The 23121-nt window shown below is 64.4% G+C and carries 20 protein-coding genes and 4 tRNA genes; 21 read left to right on the top strand and 3 right to left on the bottom strand.

The genetic code is table 11. From position 1 onward, the window contains the following. Nucleotides 1–90 precede the first annotated feature (90 nt). Entirely contained in the window at nucleotides 91–429 is a 339-nt protein-coding gene (locus ACO06P_RS02080) for a P-II family nitrogen regulator (RefSeq protein WP_167220603.1), read from the bottom strand. 244 nt (nucleotides 430–673) lie between these two features. Beyond that, nucleotides 674–1861 (bottom strand): pyridoxal phosphate-dependent aminotransferase, encoded by a 1188-nt coding sequence (locus tag ACO06P_RS02075; RefSeq protein ID WP_420348355.1) that lies wholly within the window; start codon nucleotides 1859–1861, stop codon nucleotides 674–676. 346 nt (nucleotides 1862–2207) lie between these two features. On the opposite strand from ACO06P_RS02075, the gene ACO06P_RS02070 reads away from it, so the two are divergent. Beyond that, nucleotides 2208–2284 (top strand) — tRNA-His (locus tag ACO06P_RS02070). Between the two features lie 62 nt (nucleotides 2285–2346). Here the strand turns inward: ACO06P_RS02070 and ACO06P_RS02065 are convergent. Next, nucleotides 2347–3228, bottom strand: coding sequence for a hypothetical protein (locus ACO06P_RS02065; RefSeq protein ID WP_420348354.1), 882 nt, complete (start codon nucleotides 3226–3228; stop codon nucleotides 2347–2349). 612 nt (nucleotides 3229–3840) lie between these two features. Here ACO06P_RS02065 and ACO06P_RS02060 point away from each other — a divergent pair. The 20 genes from ACO06P_RS02060 (at nucleotide 3841) to nuoH (ending at nucleotide 23083) form a co-directional block, all read left to right on the top strand. Next, the gene (locus tag ACO06P_RS02060; protein WP_420348353.1) at nucleotides 3841–4641 is read left to right on the top strand and encodes an HpcH/HpaI aldolase family protein; all 801 of its coding nucleotides are present in this window, start codon (nucleotides 3841–3843) and stop codon (nucleotides 4639–4641) included. Beyond that, the gene (locus ACO06P_RS02055) at nucleotides 4604–6232 is read left to right on the top strand and encodes an NAD(P)H-hydrate dehydratase (protein ID WP_420348352.1); all 1629 of its coding nucleotides are present in this window, start codon (nucleotides 4604–4606) and stop codon (nucleotides 6230–6232) included. Before ACO06P_RS02060 ends, ACO06P_RS02055 begins: the two co-directional genes overlap by 38 nt. A gap of 113 nt (nucleotides 6233–6345) precedes the next feature. Next, complete coding sequence (locus ACO06P_RS02050; RefSeq protein WP_420348351.1) at nucleotides 6346–6672, top strand: hypothetical protein; 327 nt, start codon at nucleotides 6346–6348, stop codon at nucleotides 6670–6672. A gap of 92 nt (nucleotides 6673–6764) precedes the next feature. Further along, complete coding sequence (locus ACO06P_RS02045; protein ID WP_420348350.1) at nucleotides 6765–7103, top strand: hypothetical protein; 339 nt, start codon at nucleotides 6765–6767, stop codon at nucleotides 7101–7103. A gap of 192 nt (nucleotides 7104–7295) precedes the next feature. Then, nucleotides 7296–7380: transfer RNA gene (locus tag ACO06P_RS02040), tRNA-Leu, on the top strand. Nucleotides 7381–7476: 96 nt separating this feature from the next. Then, nucleotides 7477–8937: a trigger factor gene (gene tig / locus ACO06P_RS02035; RefSeq protein WP_420348349.1), complete on the top strand. Its 1461-nt coding sequence runs from the start codon at nucleotides 7477–7479 to the stop codon at nucleotides 8935–8937. Nucleotides 8938–9072: 135 nt separating this feature from the next. Continuing rightward, nucleotides 9073–9747, top strand: a complete 675-nt coding sequence (locus ACO06P_RS02030; RefSeq protein ID WP_420348348.1) for an ATP-dependent Clp protease proteolytic subunit — start codon at nucleotides 9073–9075, stop codon at nucleotides 9745–9747. Nucleotides 9748–10010: 263 nt separating this feature from the next. Continuing rightward, nucleotides 10011–11276 carry an ATP-dependent Clp protease ATP-binding subunit ClpX gene (gene clpX / locus ACO06P_RS02025; protein WP_420348347.1) on the top strand — a complete coding sequence of 422 codons (1266 nt, stop codon included), beginning with the start codon at nucleotides 10011–10013 and terminating at the stop codon, nucleotides 11274–11276. A 144-nt stretch (nucleotides 11277–11420) separates the two neighbouring features. Next, nucleotides 11421–13832 carry an endopeptidase La gene (lon, locus tag ACO06P_RS02020; RefSeq protein ID WP_420348346.1) on the top strand — a complete coding sequence of 804 codons (2412 nt, stop codon included), beginning with the start codon at nucleotides 11421–11423 and terminating at the stop codon, nucleotides 13830–13832. A gap of 193 nt (nucleotides 13833–14025) precedes the next feature. Further along, on the top strand, nucleotides 14026–14298 hold the full coding sequence (locus tag ACO06P_RS02015; RefSeq protein ID WP_299392523.1) for an HU family DNA-binding protein: 273 nt from the start codon (nucleotides 14026–14028) through the stop codon (nucleotides 14296–14298). A 167-nt stretch (nucleotides 14299–14465) separates the two neighbouring features. Further along, nucleotides 14466–14541: transfer RNA gene (locus ACO06P_RS02010), tRNA-Val, on the top strand. Between the two features lie 294 nt (nucleotides 14542–14835). Then, nucleotides 14836–14912, top strand: a tRNA-Asp gene (locus tag ACO06P_RS02005). Nucleotides 14913–15230: 318 nt separating this feature from the next. Further along, nucleotides 15231–15596, top strand: a complete 366-nt coding sequence (locus ACO06P_RS02000) for an NADH-quinone oxidoreductase subunit A (RefSeq protein WP_420348345.1) — start codon at nucleotides 15231–15233, stop codon at nucleotides 15594–15596. Beyond that, complete coding sequence (locus ACO06P_RS01995) at nucleotides 15587–16156, top strand: NuoB/complex I 20 kDa subunit family protein (protein ID WP_420348344.1); 570 nt, start codon at nucleotides 15587–15589, stop codon at nucleotides 16154–16156. The genes ACO06P_RS02000 and ACO06P_RS01995 overlap by 10 nt, the downstream gene beginning before the upstream one ends. Before the next feature lie 52 nt (nucleotides 16157–16208). Continuing rightward, complete coding sequence (locus ACO06P_RS01990) at nucleotides 16209–16832, top strand: NADH-quinone oxidoreductase subunit C (RefSeq protein WP_420348343.1); 624 nt, start codon at nucleotides 16209–16211, stop codon at nucleotides 16830–16832. Beyond that, nucleotides 16832–18010: an NADH-quinone oxidoreductase subunit D gene (locus ACO06P_RS01985; RefSeq protein ID WP_420348342.1), complete on the top strand. Its 1179-nt coding sequence runs from the start codon at nucleotides 16832–16834 to the stop codon at nucleotides 18008–18010. The genes ACO06P_RS01990 and ACO06P_RS01985 overlap by 1 nt, the downstream gene beginning before the upstream one ends. Further along, nucleotides 18007–18663, top strand: coding sequence for an NADH-quinone oxidoreductase subunit NuoE (gene nuoE / locus ACO06P_RS01980; protein ID WP_420348341.1), 657 nt, complete (start codon nucleotides 18007–18009; stop codon nucleotides 18661–18663). Before ACO06P_RS01985 ends, nuoE begins: the two co-directional genes overlap by 4 nt. After that, nucleotides 18663–19949, top strand: a complete 1287-nt coding sequence (gene nuoF / locus ACO06P_RS01975; protein WP_420348340.1) for an NADH-quinone oxidoreductase subunit NuoF — start codon at nucleotides 18663–18665, stop codon at nucleotides 19947–19949. Before nuoE ends, nuoF begins: the two co-directional genes overlap by 1 nt. 10 nt (nucleotides 19950–19959) lie before the next feature. Beyond that, nucleotides 19960–22038 (top strand): NADH-quinone oxidoreductase subunit NuoG, encoded by a 2079-nt coding sequence (gene nuoG, locus ACO06P_RS01970; protein ID WP_420348339.1) that lies wholly within the window; start codon nucleotides 19960–19962, stop codon nucleotides 22036–22038. After that, nucleotides 22031–23083: an NADH-quinone oxidoreductase subunit NuoH gene (nuoH, locus tag ACO06P_RS01965; RefSeq protein WP_420348338.1), complete on the top strand. Its 1053-nt coding sequence runs from the start codon at nucleotides 22031–22033 to the stop codon at nucleotides 23081–23083. Before nuoG ends, nuoH begins: the two co-directional genes overlap by 8 nt. The last annotated feature ends 38 nt before the right edge of the window (nucleotides 23084–23121 follow it).

Raw genomic sequence — 23121 nt, 5'->3', positions numbered from 1 at the left:
GGATATTCTTCCGTTCCTGAAGTCTTGTGATGGACTGGAATTCGGTCGCCCGGGCCCCTCTGGTATCCCCGGCCGACCGCAATGCTGCGGTTAGACGGCGGCCGCCCCGCGCTCGCCGGTGCGAATGCGGATCGACTCCTCTATGCCACTGACAAAGATTTTCCCGTCACCGATGCGGCCGGTGTGTGCGGCCTGCTGGATGGCCTCGACAGCGCGTTCGACCAGGTCGTCCTCCAGGACGACCTCGACCTTCACCTTGGGCAGGAAGTCGACGACATACTCTGCCCCTCTGTAGAGTTCCGTGTGGCCTTTCTGGCGACCAAACCCCTTCGCCTCCGTGACCGTAATGCCCTTGATGCCGACCTCGTGAAGAGCCTCCTTCACCTCGTCCAGCTTGAAGGGCTTGATGATCGCTTCGATCTTTTTCATTGCGTGATTGGGCCTCACTCTCTGTGCTGACAAGTACCGGCAAACCTCTGCCCTGCCGCGGCTTAAGCAGGAGGCGTGCCAACTGCGGCGGGCCGCGCGGCACCCGGGGAATTGTTGGCCTACCCGCCAATTCGTGACCGAAATCGGGCCCTTTTCTGCCCATTTTCTAGGCAGCCTGAGGTTTTTCTAGTCAGCCGTGGCGGGTCGCGGGCCCGGCCCATGGAGACCGGTCAGGCAGCTCCGGTCAGGCAGCTCCGGACTGGCGGGATTCGAGGTGATGGCGAATGCGCTCGAGCGCGAGGCGGATGTTCTCCAGCGAGTTGGCGTAGGACAGGCGGAGGTAGCCTTCGCCGAAGCGCCCGAAGGAGGTTCCGGCGATGGTGGCAACGCCGGCTTCCTCCAGGAGTTCCACTTCCAGGGTCTTCGCCGGCACCCCGGTTCCCGAGATGTTGGGAAAGGCATAGAACGCGCCGGCCGGCTCGACACAGGACATGCCGGGAATGCCGTTGAGGGCGCCGTGGATCGCGCGACGGCGCACGTCGAAGGCGGCCATCATCTCGGCGACGGCGTCCTGCGGGCCGCGCAGGGCCGCCAGCCCTGCGTACTGGGCCGCGGCATTGACGCAGGAGTGGCAGTTGATGGCGAGGCGCGTGGCGAGGTCGGCGAGCCCGGCAGGCCAGACCGCGAAGCCGAGCCGCCAGCCGGTCATCGCGTAGGTCTTGCTCCAGCCGTCCAGCATGATGACGCGGTCGCGGATCTCCGGGTACTGCAGCAGGCTGACATGCTCGCGGCCGTCGTAGAGCATCTGGCTGTAGATCTCGTCGGAAAGGATCGCGACCTGGGGATGGGCGCTCAGTCCCTCGACCAGACGCTCCACCTCGTCGCGCGGAGTGACTCCGCCGGTCGGGTTTGCCGGGCTGTTGATGATGATCAGGCGCGTTCTCGGCGTGATCGAGTCCAGCACCGCCTCGGCGGAAAAGGCGAAGCCCTTGTCCTCCGAAAGGGAAATCGGCACGGCCGTGGCGCCGGAGAAGTTGATCACCGACTCGTAGATCGGAAACCCGGGATTGGGGTAGAGAATCTCCGCCCCCGCTTCGCCGAACATCAGCACGGCGAAGAACATCGTCACCTTGCCGCCGGGCACCACCACGACCTGACCCGGGTCGACGCTGACCCGGTGCCGCAGTTCCAGGTCTTCCGCGACCGCCTCACGCAGTTCCAGGATGCCGTTGGCCGGCGTGTAGCCGTGGTGGCCGTCGCGCAGCGCCTTGACGGCCGCCTCGACGACATGCTCCGGCGTCTGGAAATCGGGCTGGCCGATGCCCAGGTTGATGATTGGCTTTCCCTGCTGTTCCAGTTGCTTGGCCCGTGCGAGGACCTCGAATGCACTTTCGGTTCCCAGCCTCGCAACGGCTGCGGCCAAGTTGGGCATCTCAGCTTCTCCTGTCTGGCGTGTGGGCTGCAGACTAGAGCGGATCATGTTCTGCCGGAACCATCTGGTGGTTTCGCCGAAGCAGGCGATGCCGCTCTGATTGTCAGAGTTAGAGCAGATTCACCGGCGTGATGAAACGTCTTCGGCGATTCCATCCGGTCCGGGTCTGCGTCGGGGCAGGGTGGTGGCCGGCCGCGAACGGTGGTGGGGTGCCGCTGCGCTCCCCTTGACGCCCACCAGTCAAAGGCTTAAACACGCCCATCCGAAGCGAGGGATCGCCGCGGTGTGCGCAGGTAAATCACTGTCTGCGTGCCTGCCGCGACTGCGATCCTTCCTCTCAGGTATGGTGGCTGTAGCTCAGTTGGTTAGAGCGCCTGGTTGTGGTCCAGGAGGTCGTGGGTTCAAGTCCCATCAGCCACCCCAAGCCGCCCCGCCTGACCCCCCGCCAGAAGAAGTCCGCTAAAGAGCCCGCGCCCGAAGGCCGCTCAGTTTTCGGTTCCGCCGAGGGAGAGCAGGCCGAAGCTGTCAGAAACGACCTCACGGCGCGTGTGCGCGCGCAGGCCCGCCAGCAGGGTCGATAGCCGCCATTCCGGTGCGGCTTGCAGCGGCGCGAGGTTGACGGAGAAACTGAACCCAACGGCGTAGGCCCCGTCGCTCTTGGTGCTGAGCTCGGTAGACAAGACGAAGGGTCCCTGGCGGTGATCCAGGGCGATGCGGGCTTCCGAAAGCTGGTCCAGCGGATCGTGGATCAGGTCGACCGCGGCTTCGAGTCCCGCCGCCATGGGCAGGCTGGAGGACAGCGCCAGTTCCGTGATCTCGCCGCTGGGCACGAGCCCGTAGTCCACCCGGCCGGAATGGCGCGCGCCCAGCCAGTCGAAGCCAAACGAGAGCGACCCTTCCAGATCCTGCGTCGGCGCGGTCCCGGCGCCGAAGCTGTTGCCAAGGGCGATCTCGCTCCCGAACCGCAGGTGCGGAAGCTCCACGCCGCCCGAAAGCTCAAAGTCCAGGGATTGCTCGCCGGACTCGTGCTGGTCGTAGGCGCCGGTAAAGCTCAGAGGCAGGATGATCTCATCCTGGACCTGAATGCGTCCCTTGGCGTTCAACCGGCTGCGCCGCTCGATGGGATCGTCCGCCGCGCCCTCGTCGTCGCCGAGGGCGGCCAGATACTCCTTATGATTCGCTGAGACGGTAAGCGGCCCGAAGCTGGTGCTCGCGGAGAACTCGCCGATGGCAGAGCCTCCATCGTCCATGACGAAGTCAAGGCCGTCCGCCTGAGGCGAAGCGAGCGGGAGGGCAAGGACGAAGAGCACGAAGGCGCTTGCGGGGAAGCACGTCTTCAACAGGATCGAAGGCAGGTGCCGCACCATAATCCGTCTTGCTCACATCTGGTCGTCGGGTGCAAAGGTCCGGTAACCTTTCGTTAAGAAACAATAAAGTAATTCTCTTAATATTTCGTAAACCATGTTTTTAGAATACGTTTCACGTGAAACAAAAAGTTCTCAGAGTCTTATCTTCTGAGAGAAAATAAATAAAAACATGTGCGGCTGAAGTATAGTCACGGGATAGCAAGTTGAGATGGCCGGATCCCGCAAGCTCTGTGGCAATTGTAAGGTCTGTGGTATCGCTGTGACCAGTTAAAGAATTCAGCCTTTTGGGTTTAACTCTTTCGGGTGGGGGCTGGCGATTTGGGGCGTACGGGCCAACAATCGATCACCGGCGATGCGACAGGCGGTTCTGAGTATCCGGCGCCGAGAAATACTTTCCAGCCGCGCTCGCAGCCGCCGGCGGGCCCCAGCGGGCGCTGTCGGGCCCCGGCTGGGAAGCCGGTCCTTGGATGCGCCTGCCGGGCCACTATGATGGGGATTGCCGATGGACTCCGAGCGGGTCCCGTCAGGTTGGGTTCCGGCAAGATGAGGGCTGGCCGGTGTGAGGGCGCAGAGGAGGGAATCGAAAAGGCTGTGAGGGCAGGAGAGGGAACGATGACGGCGGATACGGCGCTGAAGGCGCGCATGCGCTTAGGACAGGCGGCCTGCGGCTTCTGGGCGGAGTTGTTCAGCCCTGCCGCAGCCGAAATCATGGCGGGAGCCGGTTACGATTGCGCGATGATCGACTGCGAGCACGGCCCGGGCGACGCCGCCTCGGCGATTGCCGTCATGCGCGCCATGCAGGCCAGTCCCTGTACGCCTCTGGTCCGGGTGCCGGCCAACGACGCGGCCTGGATCAAGCGCCTGCTGGATGGCGGCGCCCAGGGCGTGATGGTGCCGGCGATCAATTCGGCGCAGGAGGCGGCGGCCGCCGTCGCCGCCTGCCATTACCCGCCCAAGGGCGTACGTGGGATGGCGGCGCCAATCGTACGTGCCTCCGGCTACGGCCTGGACTGGCGGGCCTATGTCCAGGAGACGGCCGATTCCATGCTGGTCATCTGCCAGATCGAAACCCGCGAGGCGCTGGGCGCCTTGGACGCCATCGCGGCGACCGAGGGGCTGGACATGCTGTTTATCGGCCCCTTCGATCTTTCCGCGAGCCTGGGCTTCATGGGCGAACCCGATCATCCCCAGGTCCGGCAGGCCATTGCAGACGCCGAACGTGCGGCCAAGGCGCAAGGGCGCTTGCTGGGCGGCATCCCGACGCCGGAGCGGTCGCCGGCGGAGCTTTACCGGGCCGGTTACGATCTGGTTCTGGCCGACATAGACGTCCTCCTGCTGCGCGACGGCGCGGCGGCGGGGGTTGCGGCGCTCAAGGATGCGGTGGCTGCGGCCGCTGGGCGCGCCCAGGCTTGAGGTGACCATGGCCGGCCAGGACGAAGCGGCGGAGGTCTTGACGGTCCAGGAGATGTACGAGGCCGACCGCCTGGCCATCGCCGGGATCGGCAGCGGCTATCCCTTGATGGAGCGGGCCGGTGCAGCGGTTGCGGCGCGGGTTCTGGCGCGGCGCCGGGAGGCGGGGCAAAGGCCGGGGCAAGGGGCAGGGCAAGGAACCCTGGATGGCCCCGTCGTCATCCTCTGCGGCCCGGGCAACAACGGTGGCGATGGCTTTGTCGCGGCCCGCCACCTCCGGGCCGCCGGCCTCCCCGTACGTGTAGCGCTCCTGGGCTCCAGGGATCGCCTCTCCGGCGACGCGGCAAGGGCCGCGGCAGACTGGGACGCGGCGATCGAGACCCTGGACGAAAACAGTATGGACGGTGCGGCCCAGGTGATCGACGCAGTGTTTGGCGCCGGGCTCGACCGGCCCTTGTCGGGCGCCGTGGCGGGCCTCGCCGCAGCGGCGCGCGATCAGGGTCTGCCGGTCTTTGCCGTCGACGTGCCGAGCGGCATTGCCGGAGACCGCGCCGAACCCTTGGGCGGGATCGCCTTTCAGGCTCTGGAGACCATTACGTTCTTTCGCAAGAAACCTGCACATCTCCTTGCGCCGTCGCGATTCTTCTGCGGCGAGATCCACGTGATCGATATCGGCATCCCCGCAACGGTGCTGGACGGCATCCAGCCGCGCTGCCGGGCGAACGGACCGGCGCTCTGGGGGCAGGACTTTCCCTGGCGCCAGGCGCAGGCCCACAAGTATCAGGCCGGCCACGCCGTTATCTGCGGCGGCGAGCGCATGACCGGGGCGGCGCAACTGGCCTCGCGCGCCGCCCTCAGGGTCGGCGCCGGCCTGGTAACGGTGGTATGCACACCCAGCAGCCTGCCGATCTATGCGCTGGCCAACCCTTCGGTGATCACCCAGCCGCTGGCCGACCCGGCGGACTTCGGCGAGGCCCTTGCGGATCCGCGGCGCAACGCGGTGTTGCTCGGGCCCGGCAACGGCGTGTCGCAGCAAACCCGGGAGAGAGCGGTGCTGGCGCTGGAGAGCGCTCCGGCCGGCCGCGCCGTGGTGCTGGATGCCGATGCCCTCTCATCCTTCCAGGACGAGGCTGAGCGGCTGTTCGCGGCCGCTCAGGGGTCGGCCGGTGCCGCTGTCCTGACTCCGCACGACGGGGAGTTCCAGCGGCTTTTTCCCGATCTCTCCGGCAACCGCCTGGAACGGGCCACCGCGGCGGCGGATCGCAGCGGCGCGGTCATCGTTCTCAAAGGGCCGGACAGCGTCGTGGCGGCGCCCCAGGGACCGGCTGCGATCAACGGGGCGGCGCCCCCCTGGCTGGCGACGGCCGGCACCGGCGATGTGCTGGCCGGACTGATCGCCGGCCTGCTGGCCCAGGGTATGGCGCCCTTCATGGCAGCCAATGCGGCGGTATGGCTGCATGCGGCCACGGCTTTCGGGTTCGGCCCCGGCATGATCGCCGAGGACCTGCCCGATGCCCTGCCTGAGGTTCTGGGAGAGCTCTACAGCGCTTCCCGGCCTGTGGATCACCGGAATTTATTCAATAATTTGAGATAGTTCGGACTCATTCGTTAACGAAAACTTCACGGCTGCGGGCGCACTATAGGGTTTAATACGGTCAAGGATTGGCCTTATCGGGGGGTGGCCTTGATTGAAAAGGTATTGAGATCATGCTTGCAGCGCATTGGTTCAAACAACCGGCACGCACCGACGAAATCAAGGTCGGCAGCGTCTACAAGCGCGCCCATGAAGGCAACATCGTCGAAACCGCGAGGGTGATCGACGTGGGGCGCGATGCCCTGGGCATTCCCCACGTGACCTATGAGGTCTCGGTCGAGCGCGCGCGCCTCGCCAAGTATGAAGAGCGCCGCACCCTGGGGCTGGAAAGCTTCGCGGAGCGCTTTCAGGAGTCGATCGGCGGCGATGCCGCCGGCGCTGAAAACGCCTCTCTAAAAGCCTCTGCCAAAGCCGCCGCCAAGGTGAAGCACGACGCCTAGCGGTCCGAAGGCGGACCGCTTCGCGCCGTCGCGCAACGGCAAGGCGAGCGACATTAATCCTACGTCAAAGAATTAGCGTTAATCTGTCTCTCATGCTTACGACGCGGCAGGACAAGACATCGACAACGGCTCGGCCGACGACCCTCTGGCAGCAGCTCTCCGGAGCACTGGGCGGGGATCGCCGGGGGCTGTTCTCGCGCCGCGGCACCAATCCCGACGCCGTCAAGGCCGGCCGCATCTTCCGCCACAGCGACGGCAGCGGGCGCAGCGAGACCGCCACGGTCATCGGGCTCTGCGAGATTCTCGGAATGCCGCACGTGCGCTTCGACCTGCGCATTGACCAGCCGGGGCACCGGCCGTTCGAGGACGGCCCGCGGGTGCTCGGCATGAAGACCTTCGTCGAGCACTTCTGCGAGCCCATCAAGTCCTAGTGGACGCTTAACCGGGTTTCGGTTTCTCGCCACCGTTCCCGCCATCCCGCTTTCTCTCTCGTGAACGTCTCTTGGCCCGGAACGCCCTGACCGGCAAACCGGCGGATATCTCACTCCCTTGTGTCGCAGGCAGGGCGCGCTTGCTATTGCGTGAGCGGCTACGATGATATACATCGGCCCTCCGCGGAAAGCGCGGGCGTGGCGGAACTGGTAGACGCGCTGGTTTTAGGTACCAGTGGAGCGATCCGTGGGGGTTCGAGTCCCTCCGCCCGCACCAGCAGCTGGAGGCGGCGAGAAAGTCTGCTCCGCCTGGCACGTCGGGCACATTTCGTTTCATCCCCTCAAGACAAGGCTCGGAAAGGCCTAGCCGATCATGCAGGTCACGGAAGTAAGCAGCGAAGGCTTGAAGCGCGACTTCAAAGTCGTCATTGGCGCCAAGGAGATAGGCGATAAAGTTGAAGCGCGGCTGCGGGAGCTGAGCGCGCGCGTGAAGATCCCTGGGTTCCGCCCGGGCAAGGCGCCGATCAAGCTCTTGAAGCAGCGCTACGGACCGTCGGTGATGGGCGAGGTGCTGGAGCGTGCCGTGACCGATTCCTCGGCCCAGGCGCTCAACGAGCGCGGACTGCGCCCCGCCGTTCAGCCCAAGATCGAGATCGTGTCCTTCGACGACGGCAAGGATCTCGAGTACAGCATGGCCATCGAACTCCTGCCGGAGATCGAGCCGATGGACTTTTCGAAGATCGCGCTGGAGAAACTGCGCGTCGCCGTCCCCGAGACCGACCTCGAGGCGGCCATGGAGCGTCTGGCCTCCGCGCGCAAGGATTCAAAGCCCCTTGAGACGGCGCGCAAGGCGGAGAAGGGCGACATCCTGGTGCTGGATTTCAAGGGAACGGTGCATGGCGAGGCGCTGCCCGGCATGGCTGCCGACGACCATCATCTGGAACTGGGCTCGAGCAGCTTCATCGAGGGCTTCGAGGATCAGCTGATTGGCACCGAAGCCGGCGAGACCCGCCAGGTCAACGTGACCTTTCCGGAGGCCTATGGGAACGAGAAGCTGGCCGGCCAGCCGGCGGTCTTCGAGTGCACCATCAAGGAGATCCGCGAGACCGTGCCGGTCGAGATGAACGACGACCTGGCCAAGTCGATGGGTGCGGAGAGCGTCGAGGACCTGCGGGACAAGGTCAAGGAGCGCCTGGGCGCCGACTACGAAGGCCTCTCACGCATGCGCCTGAAGCGCCAGATTCTGGACCAGCTCGCCGAGGCGCACGATTTCGGCGTGCCGGAAAGCATGGTCGACCTGGAGTTCGACGCGATCTGGCGCCAGGTCGAGGCCGACCGCCAGCAGGGCAATGTCGACCCCGACGACGAGGGCAAGGACGAGGACGCCATCAAGGCGGAGTACCGCACCATCGCCGAGCGGCGCGTCCGCCTGGGTTTGCTGCTTTCCGAGGTCGGCAGGCTCAATCAGATCGATGTCGCCCAGGACGAGGTGAACCGCGCCCTGTTCCAGGAAGCCCAGCGTCATCCCGGACAGGAGCAGCAGGTTCTGGAGTTCTACAAGGCCAATCCGGAAGCGCTGGCCCAGCTCCGCGCGCCCCTGTTCGAGGACAAGGTGATCGACTACATCATCGATCTGGCGCAGGTCACCGAGCGCGAGGTCTCGCCCGAGCAACTGCGCGAGGAAGAGGAGAAGGACGCCGCAGCCGCCGAGAAGCGGTCGGAGGCGGCCAAGAAACCGGCGAAGAAGGCGGCCGGCAAGACCAAGAGCAAGGCCAAGAAAGCCGACGCGGACGATGCGGTCGACGAGGCGGCGAAAGACGAGGAACCCTCTTAGAGAAGGGGCCTGCGGGCGGCGGGGCTTGCAACGGCAGGGCTTTGCCTGGAACTTGCTCCGAACTTGCTGTCACCGCCCGCCGACCCCAAATGAGTCCATGCTGCGCCGCGGCGCACGCGCATCAGAGGAAGGTCCATGAGTTATCTGTCCGATCCGGTCATGAAGCATCAAGAAACGGTGATGAATACCCTGGTCCCCATGGTGGTCGAGCAGACCAGCCGCGGGGAGCGCGCCTACGACATCTATTCGCGCCTTTTGAAGGAACGCATCATCTTCCTGACCGGGCCGGTGCACGATGCCGTGGCCAGCCTGATCTGCGCCCAGCTGCTCTATCTGGAGTCGGAGAACCCGAACCAGGACATTTTCTTCTACATCAACTCTCCGGGCGGTGTCGTGACCTCCGGCCTGGCGATGTATGACACCATGCAGTATGTGCGGCCGGACGTGCACACCGTCTGCATCGGCCAGGCGGCCTCCGCCGGCTCGCTGCTGCTGATGGCCGGCGCCGCCGGCAAGCGCTTCGCGCTGCCCAACTCGAAGATCATGATCCACCAGCCCTCCGGCGGGTATCAGGGGCAGGTGACGGACATTCAGATTCATGCCGAGGATATCCTGCGCACCCGCAGCCGGCTGAACGAGATCTACGTCAGGCACTGCGGCCAGGACCTGGCCACGGTGGAAGCCTCCATGGAGCGCGACAACTTCATGTCGCCGGAAGAAGCCAAGGAATTCGGGCTGATCGACGAGGTGGTGTCCCAGCGGCCGAGCGACGAGCTGGAAGCGACCTCGCACCACGATAAGCTCGACTAAGGGCACGGCCCTGCGCGCCGGGATTGCGGGGGCGGCCAGGCCCCCGGTCCGGCCGGTACCGGCCGGATTGTTGGTGCGCGAAGGGACGTTAACCTTTTCGTTAAGGGATTATTGAGCCCTGGCAATTAGGCTCAAATTGTCGTGTTGGCGGAAAGCCGGGCGGCGCGAAGGCGGAAGCCGGCCAAGCTGGTTTTTGTCGTTGTGCGGGCACGGGGCGTTTGACTAACATGGCTTTGTGCGGAACTGGCCTCTAGAAAAGCGGTATGACCAAGTCTAGCAGCAGCGATTCCAAGAATACTCTGTATTGCTCCTTCTGCGGCAAAAGCCAGCACGAGGTGCGCAAGCTCATCGCCGGACCGACCGTGTTCATCTGTGATGAATGCGTCGAGCTTTGCATGGACATTATCCGCGAAGAGCACAAGACAACGCTTGTGAAGTCGCGCGACGGGGTGCCGACGCCTCAGGACATCTGCACCGTCCTCGACGACTATGTGATCGGTCAGGCGCATGCCAAGCGGGTGCTCTCGGTTGCGGTCCACAACCATTACAAGCGGCTCGCCCATGGCGCGAAATCCGCCGACGTCGAATTGGCGAAGTCGAACATCCTGCTGATCGGGCCGACCGGCTGCGGCAAGACGCTGCTGGCCCAGACCCTGGCCCGAATCCTGGACGTGCCCTTCACCATGGCCGATGCGACCACCCTGACCGAGGCGGGGTATGTCGGCGAAGACGTGGAAAACATCATCCTTAAGCTGTTGCAGTCCGCCGATTATAACGTTGAGCGCGCACAGCGCGGCATCGTCTATATCGATGAGGTCGACAAGATCAGCCGCAAGTCGGACAACCCGTCGATCACGCGCGACGTGTCCGGCGAGGGCGTGCAGCAGGCGCTCCTGAAGATCATGGAAGGCACGGTGGCCTCCGTGCCCCCGCAGGGTGGGCGCAAGCATCCGCAGCAGGAATTCCTGCAGGTCGATACGACCAATATCCTGTTCATTTGCGGCGGCGCCTTCGCCGGCCTCGACAAGCTGATCGCCGGCCGCGGCAAGGGCACCTCCATCGGCTTCGGCGCCGACGTGCGGGGGCCGGACGACCGCGCAACGGGCGAGGTCCTGAAGGACGTCGAGCCGGAAGATCTGCTGAAGTTCGGCCTGATTCCGGAATTCGTCGGGCGCCTGCCCGTCGTTGCGACGCTCGAGGATCTGGACGAAGACGCCCTGATCGAGATCCTGACCCAGCCGAAGAATGCGCTCGTCAAGCAGTACGAGCGGCTCTTCGAGATGGAGGATGTGCGGGTCGACTTCACCGAGGATGCGCTGCGCGCGATCTCGGCCAAGGCCATCGCCCGCAAGACCGGCGCCCGCGGCCTGCGCTCGATCATGGAAAGCATCCTTCTCGATCCGATGTACGATCTCCCCAGCCTGGAAGGGGTGGAGGAAATCGTCATCAACCGCGAGGTTGTGGATGGCCGGGCAAAGCCGCTCTACATCTACACCGACCGTCGGGAAGACCTGGGTACAAGCGCCTAAGCGGCTGTTATTCCTTGGTTAATGCCGGGCCTTGAAGTCCGGGCCAGAATCTACAATTTTTAAATCGAAATGCGGTAGACTCCGTCCATTCTGGGTGTTTGCCGGAACCCTCCCTGTCCGGCTCATAATCTCATAAGAGGTATTATGTTGGAACTCGCCCGCGGCAATCTCTTCCCGGTCCTGCCCCTGCGGGACATCGTGGTCTTTCCACACATGATCGTGCCGCTCTTCGTCGGCCGCGACAAATCCGTGCGCGCCCTCGAAGACGTGATGAAGGACGACAAGCAGATCCTCCTGGTGACGCAGAAGAACGCTGCGCAGGACGACCCGACACCGCCGGACATCTACTCCGTCGGTACCATCGGGACGGTCTTGCAGTTGCTGAAGCTGCCCGACGGCACGGTGAAGGTGCTGGTCGAAGGGGGGCAGCGCGCGCGCATCACCAAGTATGCGGATACGGAGGATTTCTTTCAGGCCCACGCGGAGATCGTCCAGGACGATGACGGCGACGACCGCGAACTGGACGCACTCGCGCGCACGGTGGTCTCGCAGTTCGAGCAGTACATCAAGCTGAACAAGAAGATTCCGCCCGAGGTGCTGGTGTCGATCAACCAGATCGACGACTTCAGCAAGCTGGCGGACACGGTTGCCTCCCACCTGGCGCTGAAGATCCCCGAGAAGCAGGAACTGCTGGAAAGCGAGACCGTCAGTGATCGCCTGGAAAAGGTCTATGCCTTCATGGAAGGCGAGATCGGCGTCCTGCAGGTGGAAAAGCGCATCCGCAACCGCGTCAAGCGGCAGATGGAGAAGACCCAGCGCGAGTACTATCTGAATGAGCAGTTGAAAGCCATTCAGAAGGAACTGGGCGAGGGCGAGGACGGCCGCGACGAGCTGGCCGAGATCGAAGAGCGGATCAAGGCGACCAAGCTCTCCAAGGAAGCCAGCGAAAAGGCCATGGCGGAGCTGAAGAAGCTGCGGTCCATGAGTCCGATGTCGGCGGAAGCAACGGTGGTGCGCAACTACCTGGACTGGATTCTTTCCATTCCCTGGAAGAAGCGCACCAAGATCAAGCGCGACATCAACAACGCCCAGGACATCCTGGACGCCGATCACTATGGCCTGGAGAAGGTCAAGGAACGCATCCTGGAATACCTGGCCGTCCAGCAGCGCATGAAGAAGGTGAAGGGGCCGATCCTCTGCCTCGTCGGACCGCCGGGCGTGGGCAAGACCTCGCTGGGCAAGTCCATCGCCAAGGCGACCGGCCGCAATTTCGTGCGCATGAGCCTGGGCGGTGTGCGCGATGAGGCCGAGGTGCGCGGCCATCGCCGCACCTACATCGGCTCGATGCCCGGCAAGGTCATCCAGAGCATGAAGAAGGCAAAGTCTTCCAATCCGCTCTTCCTGCTCGACGAGGTCGACAAACTGGGTGCGGACTGGCGCGGCGATCCGTCGTCGGCCCTGCTCGAGGTGCTCGATCCCGAGCAGAACAGCACCTTCAACGATCACTACCTGGAGGTCGACTACGACCTTTCCGACGTGATGTTCGTGACGACGGCGAACACCCTGCGCATGCCGGGCCCTTTGCTCGACCGCATGGAAGTGATTCGCATTCCCGGCTACACCGAGGATGAGAAGACGCAGATCGCGACGCGCTATCTGATCCCCAAGCAGATGAAGGACCACGGCATCAAGCCGGAGGAGTGGTCGATCTCCGAACAGGCGCTGCGCGATCTCATTCGCCTCTACACCCGCGAAGCCGGCGTCAGAAACCTGGAGCGCGAGATTGCCGGTTTGGTGCGCAAGGCGGTCAAGGAGATCGCCATGGGCAAGACCAAGGTCGTGGCGGTCAACCGCCGCAACCTGGCCAAGTTTGCCGGTGTTCCTCGGTACCGCCACGGCGAGGCCGAGCAGGAAGATATGGTCGGCGTGTCCACCGGACTCGCCTGGACGGAGGTCGGCGGCGAGCTTCTGTCGATCGAGGCCGTGACGCTGCCCGGCAAGGGCAAGGTCACCGCGACCGGCAAGCTCGGCGACGTCATGAAGGAGTCGATCCAGGCCGCCGAGTCCTATGTGAAGAGCCGTGCTGTCGATTACGGCATCAAGCCGACCCTCTTCGAGCGCAAGGACATTCACGTGCACGTGCCGGAGGGGGCGACGCCCAAGGACGGACCCTCCGCCGGCGTGGCGATGGTGACCGCAATCGTGTCCGTGCTCACCGGCAATGCGGTTCGGCGCGACGTTGCGATGACCGGCGAGGTCACCTTGCGTGGGCGTGTGCTTCCGATCGGCGGCTTGAAGGAAAAGCTGCTCGCGGCCCTGCGCGCCAACATCAAGACCGTTCTCATTCCCAAGGAGAACGAGAAGGATCTCGCCGACATTCCGGACAACGTGAAGCGCGGTATGGAGATCGTTCCGACCTCGACCGTCGACGAAGTGCTGGAGCGCGCGCTGGTCGAAAAACTCACGCCGATCGAGTGGAACGAATCGGATGAGGACGTCGGCGCGACTCGAGCGCCGGAAGGAGAGGGCGGTCGCTCCGGCGTACTGACCCACTAGACGCGACTCGGAAATCGCCGATTCGTTTGCTGAATTGTGGGGGTTCTTTAGCCCAAAACCGGCTAAAACCCCTGCATTTCTGCGCTTCTCACGTTGACTGTGTCGGATTTAGCGATCTACAATTTGGGCCTCCTCGGAGCGGTTTTCTTTATCTCTCTGCACTTTCTATCCCTACTGTTAGAAGGGGGTCCACGTGAACAAGAATGATTTGGTAGCAGTTGTCGCGGACAAGACGGGTTTGTCGAAGGCTGATGCGACGAAGTCGGTCGACGGTGTCTTCGATGCAATCACCGAGTCTTTGAAGTCCGGCAACGAGGTGCGCCTCGTCGGCTTTGGCACCTTTACCGTGACGAAGCGCGCTGCTTCTCAGGGGCGCAACCCGCGCACCGGTGAACCCATTCAGATCGCTGCGTCCATGCAGCCGAAGTTCAAGGCCGGTAAGGGCCTGAAGGACGCGGTGAACTAAACCGCCTGCACAAGCTTGAGAGAGCTGCCGGCCGCCCCGCTTGCATCGGAGGCGGCCGGTGCTATTTTGGGCCCTGCCTGCGCCGTACGACCGCGCAGAGCAGCGTGCCGCAGCCGTCGAGGCGTGCGGCAGTGGCGACCGGGTAGCAGCGCTGCCACCGGGTCCTGGGGCGGTTAGCTCAGCTGGCAGAGCATCGCGTTTACACCGCGAGTGTCGGCGGTTCGATCCCGTCACCGCCCACCACCCTCCCACTCCCCGCGTTTGTGCCGGCCGCTTGCCTCAGGGCGTCCGAGCGGATCCCGGGACGTCAGCGCAGATCTTTCGACATCGTTAAGGCCTTGTGCGGCATGATCGCCCGCTGCGGGATTGCGGGTGCGGGATTGCCGCTGCATGAGCGGGGGTTTCGCGGTCCGGCCTCCGGGTCACGCCGGGGGTTCGGCTTTCCCGCAAAGAAACTAGGGGGAAATACGCTTCAGGATGGCTTCGCGCTGCTTGACACCCGGGGGGCGGTGGAGTACATCACCGCGTCCCAGCTACGGGGGTGTAGCTCAGTTGGTTAGAGCGCCGGCCTGTCACGCCGGAGGCCGCGGGTTCAAGTCCCGTCACTCCCGCCATTCACCCGACGATAGAAGCGCGGCCCGCAGAGCCAGCGTCCGCTCCAGTAAGTCTCTGGAAATGGACGGTTCTTTCCATCAGGCCTGCCCGCGCGACAGAAGGACGCGCAGCCCCGAAATCAGGGGGATTGGCGCTTTCCCGGGAATCCCTTCCGCCCTATATTTCCAGTATATGACGGCGATGGGAGATGCGCCGGACGAATGACCTTGCAATGCAGCATTGCTTGCGGCAGTAAACCTTCGCCGGTTTGCCGCAAAACAGCCTTCGCAAAGCCGGCCGGAAAGACACGCCAGGAATGGCGGGCAGGAGAGTGAAGCATGGATGCCTTACTGGCTGAGTACCTGCCGATCCTGATGTTTCTCGGGATTGCGGTGGCGCTTGCGGTGCTGATCGTTGCCGCCTCCTACATCTTGGCCCGGCAGCGTCCGGACTCAGAGAAGGTCTCCGCCTACGAATGCGGCTTCGAGGCTTTTGACGACGCCCGCAGCCGCTTCGACGTCCGCTTCTATCTCGTCGCCATCCTGTTCATCATTTTCGATCTTGAGGTCGCCTTTCTCTTTCCCTGGGCCGTGGCCCTGGGCGACATCGGGGTCTTCGGGTTCTGGTCCATGGTGATCTTCCTGGGGATCCTGACAATCGGCTTCATCTATGAATGGAAGAAGGGAGCCTTGGAATGGGAGTAGAGCGATTGGACCCGACGGCTGCCGCCGCTGCCCGCAGCGATTCCCCTCTGGCGCCCGGGGCCGCACAGGACGCGGTGATCAGCCGCGTCGCCGAGGAGATTTCCGACAAGGGCTTCGTGGTGGCCCAGATGGACAAGCTGGCCGCCTGGGCCCAGTCCGGGTCGCTTTGGCCGATGACCTTCGGCCTGGCCTGCTGCGCGGTGGAGATGATGCACACCGCCTGCAGCCGCTACGACCTCGACCGCTTTGGGATGTTTTTCCGTCCGAGCCCGCGGCAATCGGACGTGATGATCGTCGCCGGCACGCTGACCAACAAAATGGCGCCGGCCCTGCGCAAGGTCTACGACCAGATGCCGGAGCCGCGCTGGGTGCTTTCCATGGGCTCCTGCGCCAACGGCGGCGGCTACTACCACTACTCCTATTCGGTGGTGCGCGGCTGTGACCGGATCGTGCCGGTTGACATCTATGTTCCGGGCTGCCCTCCGACAGCCGAGGCGCTGCTCTACGGCATTATTCAGCTGCAGAAGAAGATCAAGCGCTCTGCGGCCATCGTCCGGTGAGCCCCGGTGAGCCCCGGTCCCCACTGTCTCTAAAAGGAAGAGCCGAAATCCGATGATCGAAGCGCTGCGGGATCTTGGCGAATACCTTTCCACGGCCCTGGCCGACGACCTGCAGGGTCAGGAGATCGGCCATGGACAGCTCAACCTGCTGACCGCCCGGGGATCGATCGTCAAGGTGCTGACCTTCCTGCGCGATGACCAGAACTGCCAGTTCAAGCAGCTGATGGACATCACCGCGGTCGACCGTCCGGAACAGCCGGAGCGTTTGGAACTGGTTTACAATCTGCTGTCGCTGAAACTGAACCAGCGTATCCGGGTCAAGCTGACGACCGACGAGCGCAGCCCTGTCGAGTCGGTGGCGGGCGTGTTCTCTTCGGCCATCTGGCCGGAACGGGAGGCATGGGACATGTTCGGCGTGTTCTTCTCCGGCCATCCGGACCTGCGGCGCATCCTCACCGACTACGGTTTCGAAGGGCATCCGCTGCGCAAGGACTTCCCGCTGACGGGGTTCAAGGAAGTGCGCTACGACGAACAGCAGAAGCGGGTGGTCTACGAACCCGTCAAGCTGCAGCAGGAGTTTCGCCACTTCGACTTCCTCAGTCCCTGGGAGGGCATGCTGCGCCTGCCGGGTGACGAAAAGGCAGAGGCCGAAAAGACCCAGGAGGAGGGTGCCTGATGGGCGAAGTCCAGATCAAGCCGCTGACGCTCAACTTCGGCCCCCAGCACCCGGCCGCCCATGGCGTGCTGCGCCTTGTCCTTGAGATGGACGGCGAGGTGATCGAGCGCGCGGACCCGCACATCGGTCTGCTGCATCGGGGCACCGAGAAGCTCATCGAGTACAAGACCTATCTGCAGGCGGTGCCTTACTTCGACCGCCTCGACTACGTTGCGCCGATGAACCAGGAGCACGCCTTTGCTCTCGGTGTGGAGCGCCTGCTGGGGATCGAGGTGCCGCTGCGCGGCCAGTACATCCGCGTGCTCTATTGCGAGATCGGCCGCATCCTCAATCACCTTCTGAACATCACCACCTTCGCCATCGACGTCGGCGCCATGACGCCCATCCTCTGGGGCTTCGAGGAGCGCGAGAAGCTGATGGAGTTCTACGAGCGGGCCTGTGGTGCGCGCCTGCACGCGGCCTACTTCCGGCCGGGCGGCGTGCACCAGGATCTGCCGGCCGGGCTGCTGGAGGACATCGCGACCTTCTGCGAGACTTTCCCCGGCGTTATCGACGACATCGAAGGGCTGCTGACGGAGAACCGCATTTTCCGTCAGCGCACCGTCGACATCGGCATAATCTCGCGCGAAGAGGCTGAGGACTGGGGTTTCTCCGGCCCGATGATGCGTGGCTCCGGGGTGCCCTGGGATCTGCGCAAGTCGCAGCCCTACGACTGCTATGCCGATATCGACTTCGACATTCCCGTCGGCAAGAACGGCGACTGCTTCGACCGCTACCTCGTGCGCATCGAGGAGATGCGCCAGAGCCTGAGGATCATGCGCCAGTGCATCGAGAAGATGCCGGCGGGGGCTGTGCAGGTGGCCGATCACAAGATCACGCCGCCCAAGCGCGGCGAGATGAAGCGCTCCATGGAAGCGCTGATCCATCACTTCAAGCTCTATACGGAAGGCTATCACGTGCCGCCGGGCGATACCTATGCCGCGGTCGAGGCGCCGAAGGGCGAGTTTGCCGTCTATCTGGTGTCCGACGGGACGAACCGGCCCTACCGCTGCAAGATCCGCGCGCCGGGCTTTTCCCACCTGGCGGCCATGGACTACATGTGCAAGGGGCACATGCTCGCCGACAGTGTCGCGATCCTGGGCTCCATGGACATCGTCTTCGGTGAGGTGGACCGATGAAGACCACGAGCTTCCCCGCAGGCGAGAGCGATGACTTCGCCTTCACGGCGGAAAACGATGCGCGTGCCAAGACGATCATGGCGCGCTATCCCGAAGGCCGTGAGTCCAGCGCCATGATCGCTCTGCTCGATCTCGCGCAGCGGCAGAACGGCGGATGGCTCTCGGTCCCGGCCATCGAGTACGTGGCCAACTACCTGAACGTGGCGCCGATCCGCGCGCACGAGGTGGCGAGCTTTTACTCGATGTTCAACGAGAAGCCCGTCGGCAAGTACTTCATCCAGGTCTGCCGCACCACGCCCTGCTGGCTGCGCGGCTCCGACGGGATCACGGAGGCCTGCAAGAAGAAGCTGGGCGTCGGACTGCGCGAGGTTTCCGAAGACGGGCTCTTCAGCGTCATCGAGGTGGAGTGCCTCGGCGCCTGCGCCAATGCGCCGATGGTCCAGATCAACGATCACTACTACGAAGACCTGACGCCGGAGCGTATGGCCGAGATCATCGACGCGCTGCGCGCCGGCGAAGAGGTGGCTGTCGGCTCGCAGACCGGCCGCCTGAGTTCGGCGCCCGAAGGCGGCCCGCAGACCCTTGTGGACGTTCCCGCTCCGGCGGCCGATCCAGGGTCCGGTCCGGCCCCCAATCCGGGGGAGGCCGACTGATGCTGAGCGACAAGGACCGCATCTTCACCAACCTCTACGGCCAGGAGGACTGGAGCCTGGCGGGTGCGCGCAAGCGTGGCGTCTGGGACGACACCAAGAAGCTCCTTCAGCTTGGCCGCGAGAGCATCGTCGAGATGGTCAAGGACTCCGGTCTGCGCGGGCGGGGCGGCGCCGGCTTCCCGACCGGCCTCAAGTGGTCTTTCATGCCCAAGGAGAGCGGCGACCGCCCGGCCTATCTGGTGGTCAACGCCGACGAGTCCGAGCCGGGTTCCTGCAAGGACCGCGAGATCCTACGCAACGATCCGCACCGCCTGTTGGAAGGCTGCCTGGTGGCCGGCTTCGCCATGGGGGCCAAGGCCTGCTACATCTACATCCGCGGCGAATACTTCCACGAAGGCTCCCAGGTTCAGAAGGCCATCGATGAAGCCTACGACGCCGGGCTGATCGGCAAGAACGCGGCCGGCAGCGGCTACGACTACGACATCTATCTGCACCGCGGCGCCGGCGCCTACATCTGCGGCGAGGAAACGGCGCTGCTCGAAAGCCTGGAAGGCAAGAAGGGCCAGCCGCGTCTGAAGCCGCCGTTCCCGGCCGCGGTCGGTCTCTACGGCTGCCCGACCACGATCAACAACGTCGAGACCATTGCCGTGGTGCCGGAAATCCTGCGCCGCGGTGTGGAGTGGTGGACGGCGCTGGGCCGCCCGAACAACACCGGCACCAAGATCTTCAGCATCTCCGGCCATGTGAACAAGCCGTTGAACGTGGAGGAGGAGATGGGCATCCCGATGAAGGAGCTCATCGAGAAGCACGCCGGCGGCGTGACCGGCGGCTGGGACAATCTGCTGGCGGTGATCCCCGGCGGATCCTCGGTCCCCTGCCTGCCGGCGAGCATCTGCAGCACGATTCTGATGGACTTCGACTCGCTGCGCGAGGCGCAGTCCGGCCTCGGCACCGCGGCCGTCATCGTGATGGACAAGTCGACGGACATCGTTGCCGCCATCGCCCGGCTCTCGCACTTCTACATGCACGAGAGCTGCGGCCAGTGCACGCCCTGCCGCGAGGGCACGGGCTGGATGTATCGGGTGATGACACGCATGATCCGCGGCGATGCGGAGGTCGAAGAGATCGACACGCTGCTGGACGTGACCTATCAGGTCGAAGGGCATACGATCTGCGCGCTGGGCGATGCGGCGGCCTGGCCGATCCAGGGCCTGCTGCGCCACTTCCGCCCGGAGGTCGAGCGGCGCATCCTGGATTTCAAGAAAACCCAGCAGGCGGCGGAGTAGGGGAGAAGCGATGCCGAAGCTGACGATCGACGGCAGGGAAATCGAGGTCGCGGACGGCCTGACCGTTCTGCAGGCCTGCGAACTGGCGGGCGTCGAGATCCCAAGGTTCTGTTACCACGACCGCCTCTCGGTCGCCGGCAACTGCCGCATGTGCCTGGTGGAGATGGAACGTGCGCCAAAGCCGATCGCCTCCTGCGCCATGCCGGTGGGCGAGGGCATGGTCATCAAGACCAATACGGACACCGTCCGCAAGGCCCGCCAGGGGGTCATGGAATTCCTGTTGATCAACCACCCTCTGGACTGCCCGATCTGCGACCAGGGCGGAGAGTGCGACCTGCAGGACCAGGCCATGGCCTACGGCTTCGACCGCAGCCGCTATCAGGAGAACAAGCGCGCGGTCACCGAGAAGTATATGGGCCCGCTCATCAAGACCATCATGACGCGCTGCATCCAGTGCACGCGCTGTGTGCGCTTCGCCACGGAGGTGGCCGGCGTGGAAGAAATCGGTCTGGTGAACCGCGGCGAGCATGCCGAGATCACGACCTTGGAGAAGGCGGTAAACTCAGAGCTTTCGGGCAACATGGTTGACGTCTGTCCGGTCGGCGCCCTGACCTCCCGGCCCTATGCCTTCGCGGCGCGGCCCTGGGAACTGCGCAAGACCGACTCCATCGACGTCATGGACGCCGTGGGTTCGAACGTGCGCATCGACAGCCGCGGGCGCGAGGTGATGCGGGTTCTGCCGCGCCTGCATGAGGAGATCAACGAGGAGTGGATCTCCGACAAGACCCGCCACGCCTGCGACGGGCTCGCACGGCAGCGTCTCGACCGGCCTTATCTGCGCAACGGCGAAGGACGCCTGGAAGCGGTGTCATGGGCCGAGGCCTTCAAGGCGATCGGGGAACGCCTGAAAGGGATCAGCGGGGACAAGATCGCCGCCATCGCCGGTGATCTCTGCGATGCGGAGTCCATGCTGGCGCTGAAGCAGCTGATGAACGGCCTGGGCTCGCAGAACCTGGACTGCCGCCAGGACGGCGCCAAGCTCGACCCGTCGTTCCGCGCCGGCTATCTCTTCAACACCTCCATCGCCGGGATCGAACAGGCCGATTCGGTGTTGATGATCGGCACCAATCCGCGCTGGGAAGCGGCCATGGTGAACGCGCGGCTGCGCAAGCGCTTCCTGATGGGCGGTTTGAAGGCGGGCCTGATCGGCCAGCGTATCGACCTGACCTTCCCCTACGACTATCTCGGCGCCGGACCCGACAGTCTCGCGGAACTGGCGGAGGGGCGCGGGGGCTTCGCCGAGATCCTGGAGAAGGCCGAGCGGCCGATGCTGATCCTCGGCATGGGCGCGCTGGCGCGCGCAGACGGCGCAGCCGTGCTGGCCACGGCGCGCAAGCTGGCCGAGCGCTTCGGCATGGTCCGCGACGGCTGGAACGGCTTCAACGTGCTGCACACCGCTGCCGGGCGTGTGGCCGGCCTCGACCTGGGCTTCCTGCCGGGGCCCGGCGGCCGCGATCTGGAGGGCATCCTTCAGGGAGCGTCGGACGGCTCCATCGAAGCCGTCTATCTGCTGGGGGCGGACGAGATCGACATGAGCGGCCTCGGCCGGTCGGGCGAGGGGCCTTTCGTCATCTATCAGGGTCACCACGGCGATGCCGGTGCGCACCGTGCCGACGTGATCCTGCCGGGAGCGGCCTATCCGGAGAAGAACGCCACCTACGTGAACACCGAGGGGCGCGTGCAGCTTGCGCGCCTCGCCAGCTTCCCGCCCGGCGAGGCGCGGGAGGACTGGACCATCCTCAGGGCGCTTTCGGAGGTGATCGGCCAGCGCCTGCCCTATGACAATCTGGGCGAACTGCGCCAGACCCTGATCGAGGTCAACCCGCTGTTCTCCGCCATCGATCAGATCGAACCGGCGGCCTGGGGCGATTTCGGCCAGGACGGCGCGATGGGCAGCGATCCCTTCGTCTCGCCGATCGGCAACTTCTACATGACCGACCCGATCAGCCGGGCGTCGGTGACCATGGCCGAATGCACCGAGGCGATCGGCCTGGGCGCCAAGGGGGAGGCGACCGGCACCGATGGCTGATTTCTACGCCGATGTCTGGTTCTTTCTGAACAACAACCCGCTGGGCCAGGGCGCCTTTATTGTTCTTCAGATTCTGGCGGTCCTGGTGCCGCTGCTGCTGGGCGTGGCCTACCTGACTTATGCCGAGCGCAAGGTCATCGGCGCCATGCAGCTGCGCAAGGGCCCCAACGTCGTCGGGCCCTTCGGGCTGTTGCAACCCATCGCCGATGCCGTAAAGCTGCTGTTCAAGGAAACCATCCTGCCCGCGGGCGCCAACCGGGTGGTCTTCCTGATGGCGCCCATGCTGACCTTTGTCCTGGCGCTGATCGGCTGGGCGGTGATCCCCTTCGACTACGGCCTGGTGCTGGCCGACATCAACGTCGGGATTCTCTACCTCTTCGCGATTTCGTCGCTCGGCGTCTACGGCGTGATCATGGCCGGCTGGGCCTCCAACTCGAAGTATCCCTTCCTGGGGGCCTTGCGGTCGGCGGCGCAGATGGTGTCCTACGAGGTCTCCATGGGCTTCGTGATCATCACCGTCCTGCTGCTGGTCGGCTCGCTGAACCTGACGGAGATCGTGCGGGCCCAGGACGGGGCCTACGGGATCTTCAGCTGGTTCTGGCTGCCGATGTTCCCGATGTTCATCATTTTCTTCGTCTCGGTCCTGGCCGAGACCAACCGCTCCCCCTTCGACCTGCCGGAAGGCGAGTCGGAGCTGGTGGCGGGCTTCATGGTGGAATACTCCTCCATGAGCTTCGCGCTCTTCTTCCTCGGCGAGTACGCCAACATGATCCTGATGAGCGCGATGACCGCGATCCTGTTCCTCGGCGGCTGGCTGCCGCCGTTCGATATAGCGCCCTTCAACTGGATACCCGGGCCGATCTGGCTGGCCCTGAAGGTCGCCCTCGTACTCTTCTGCATGCTGTGGGTGAGGGCCACCTTCCCACGCTATCGCTATGACCAGCTGATGCGCCTGGGCTGGAAGGTGTTTCTGCCCTTCTCGCTGTTCTGGGTGGTGCTGACCGCTGGTGTTCTGGTCGCCTTCGACCTCGTGCCGCAGACCTGAGGGCAAGGCGATGCTGCAGACCCCGCCAGTAAGGCAGG

Origin of the sequence: Pelagibius sp. (genome assembly GCF_965227505.1) — a bacterium.
Classification (GTDB): domain Bacteria; phylum Pseudomonadota; class Alphaproteobacteria; order Kiloniellales; family Kiloniellaceae; genus Pelagibius.
This window is presented reverse-complemented; position numbering and strand designations above follow the sequence as displayed.

What these genes read in the sequence shown, in the direction of transcription:
- ACO06P_RS01990 (WP_420348343.1), top strand. Translation starts at nt 16,209, where the DNA reads ATGATCGAAGCGCTGCGGGATCTTGGCGAATACCTTTCCACGGCCCTG.
- ACO06P_RS02065 (WP_420348354.1), bottom strand. Translation starts at nt 3,228, where the DNA reads ATGGTGCGGCACCTGCCTTCGATCCTGTTGAAGACGTGCTTCCCCGCA.
- ACO06P_RS02050 (WP_420348351.1), top strand. Translation starts at nt 6,346, where the DNA reads ATGCTTGCAGCGCATTGGTTCAAACAACCGGCACGCACCGACGAAATC.
- lon (WP_420348346.1), top strand. Translation starts at nt 11,421, where the DNA reads ATGTTGGAACTCGCCCGCGGCAATCTCTTCCCGGTCCTGCCCCTGCGG.
- ACO06P_RS02060 (WP_420348353.1), top strand. Translation starts at nt 3,841, where the DNA reads ATGACGGCGGATACGGCGCTGAAGGCGCGCATGCGCTTAGGACAGGCG.
- ACO06P_RS02055 (WP_420348352.1), top strand. Translation starts at nt 4,604, where the DNA reads ATGCGGTGGCTGCGGCCGCTGGGCGCGCCCAGGCTTGAGGTGACCATG.
- ACO06P_RS02075 (WP_420348355.1), bottom strand. Translation starts at nt 1,861, where the DNA reads ATGCCCAACTTGGCCGCAGCCGTTGCGAGGCTGGGAACCGAAAGTGCA.
- ACO06P_RS02045 (WP_420348350.1), top strand. Translation starts at nt 6,765, where the DNA reads ATGCTTACGACGCGGCAGGACAAGACATCGACAACGGCTCGGCCGACG.
- ACO06P_RS01995 (WP_420348344.1), top strand. Translation starts at nt 15,587, where the DNA reads ATGGGAGTAGAGCGATTGGACCCGACGGCTGCCGCCGCTGCCCGCAGC.
- tig (WP_420348349.1), top strand. Translation starts at nt 7,477, where the DNA reads ATGCAGGTCACGGAAGTAAGCAGCGAAGGCTTGAAGCGCGACTTCAAA.
- ACO06P_RS02000 (WP_420348345.1), top strand. Translation starts at nt 15,231, where the DNA reads ATGGATGCCTTACTGGCTGAGTACCTGCCGATCCTGATGTTTCTCGGG.
- nuoH (WP_420348338.1), top strand. Translation starts at nt 22,031, where the DNA reads ATGGCTGATTTCTACGCCGATGTCTGGTTCTTTCTGAACAACAACCCG.
- clpX (WP_420348347.1), top strand. Translation starts at nt 10,011, where the DNA reads ATGACCAAGTCTAGCAGCAGCGATTCCAAGAATACTCTGTATTGCTCC.
- ACO06P_RS02080 (WP_167220603.1), bottom strand. Translation starts at nt 429, where the DNA reads ATGAAAAAGATCGAAGCGATCATCAAGCCCTTCAAGCTGGACGAGGTG.
- ACO06P_RS01985 (WP_420348342.1), top strand. Translation starts at nt 16,832, where the DNA reads ATGGGCGAAGTCCAGATCAAGCCGCTGACGCTCAACTTCGGCCCCCAG.
- nuoG (WP_420348339.1), top strand. Translation starts at nt 19,960, where the DNA reads ATGCCGAAGCTGACGATCGACGGCAGGGAAATCGAGGTCGCGGACGGC.
- nuoF (WP_420348340.1), top strand. Translation starts at nt 18,663, where the DNA reads ATGCTGAGCGACAAGGACCGCATCTTCACCAACCTCTACGGCCAGGAG.
- ACO06P_RS02030 (WP_420348348.1), top strand. Translation starts at nt 9,073, where the DNA reads ATGAGTTATCTGTCCGATCCGGTCATGAAGCATCAAGAAACGGTGATG.
- nuoE (WP_420348341.1), top strand. Translation starts at nt 18,007, where the DNA reads ATGAAGACCACGAGCTTCCCCGCAGGCGAGAGCGATGACTTCGCCTTC.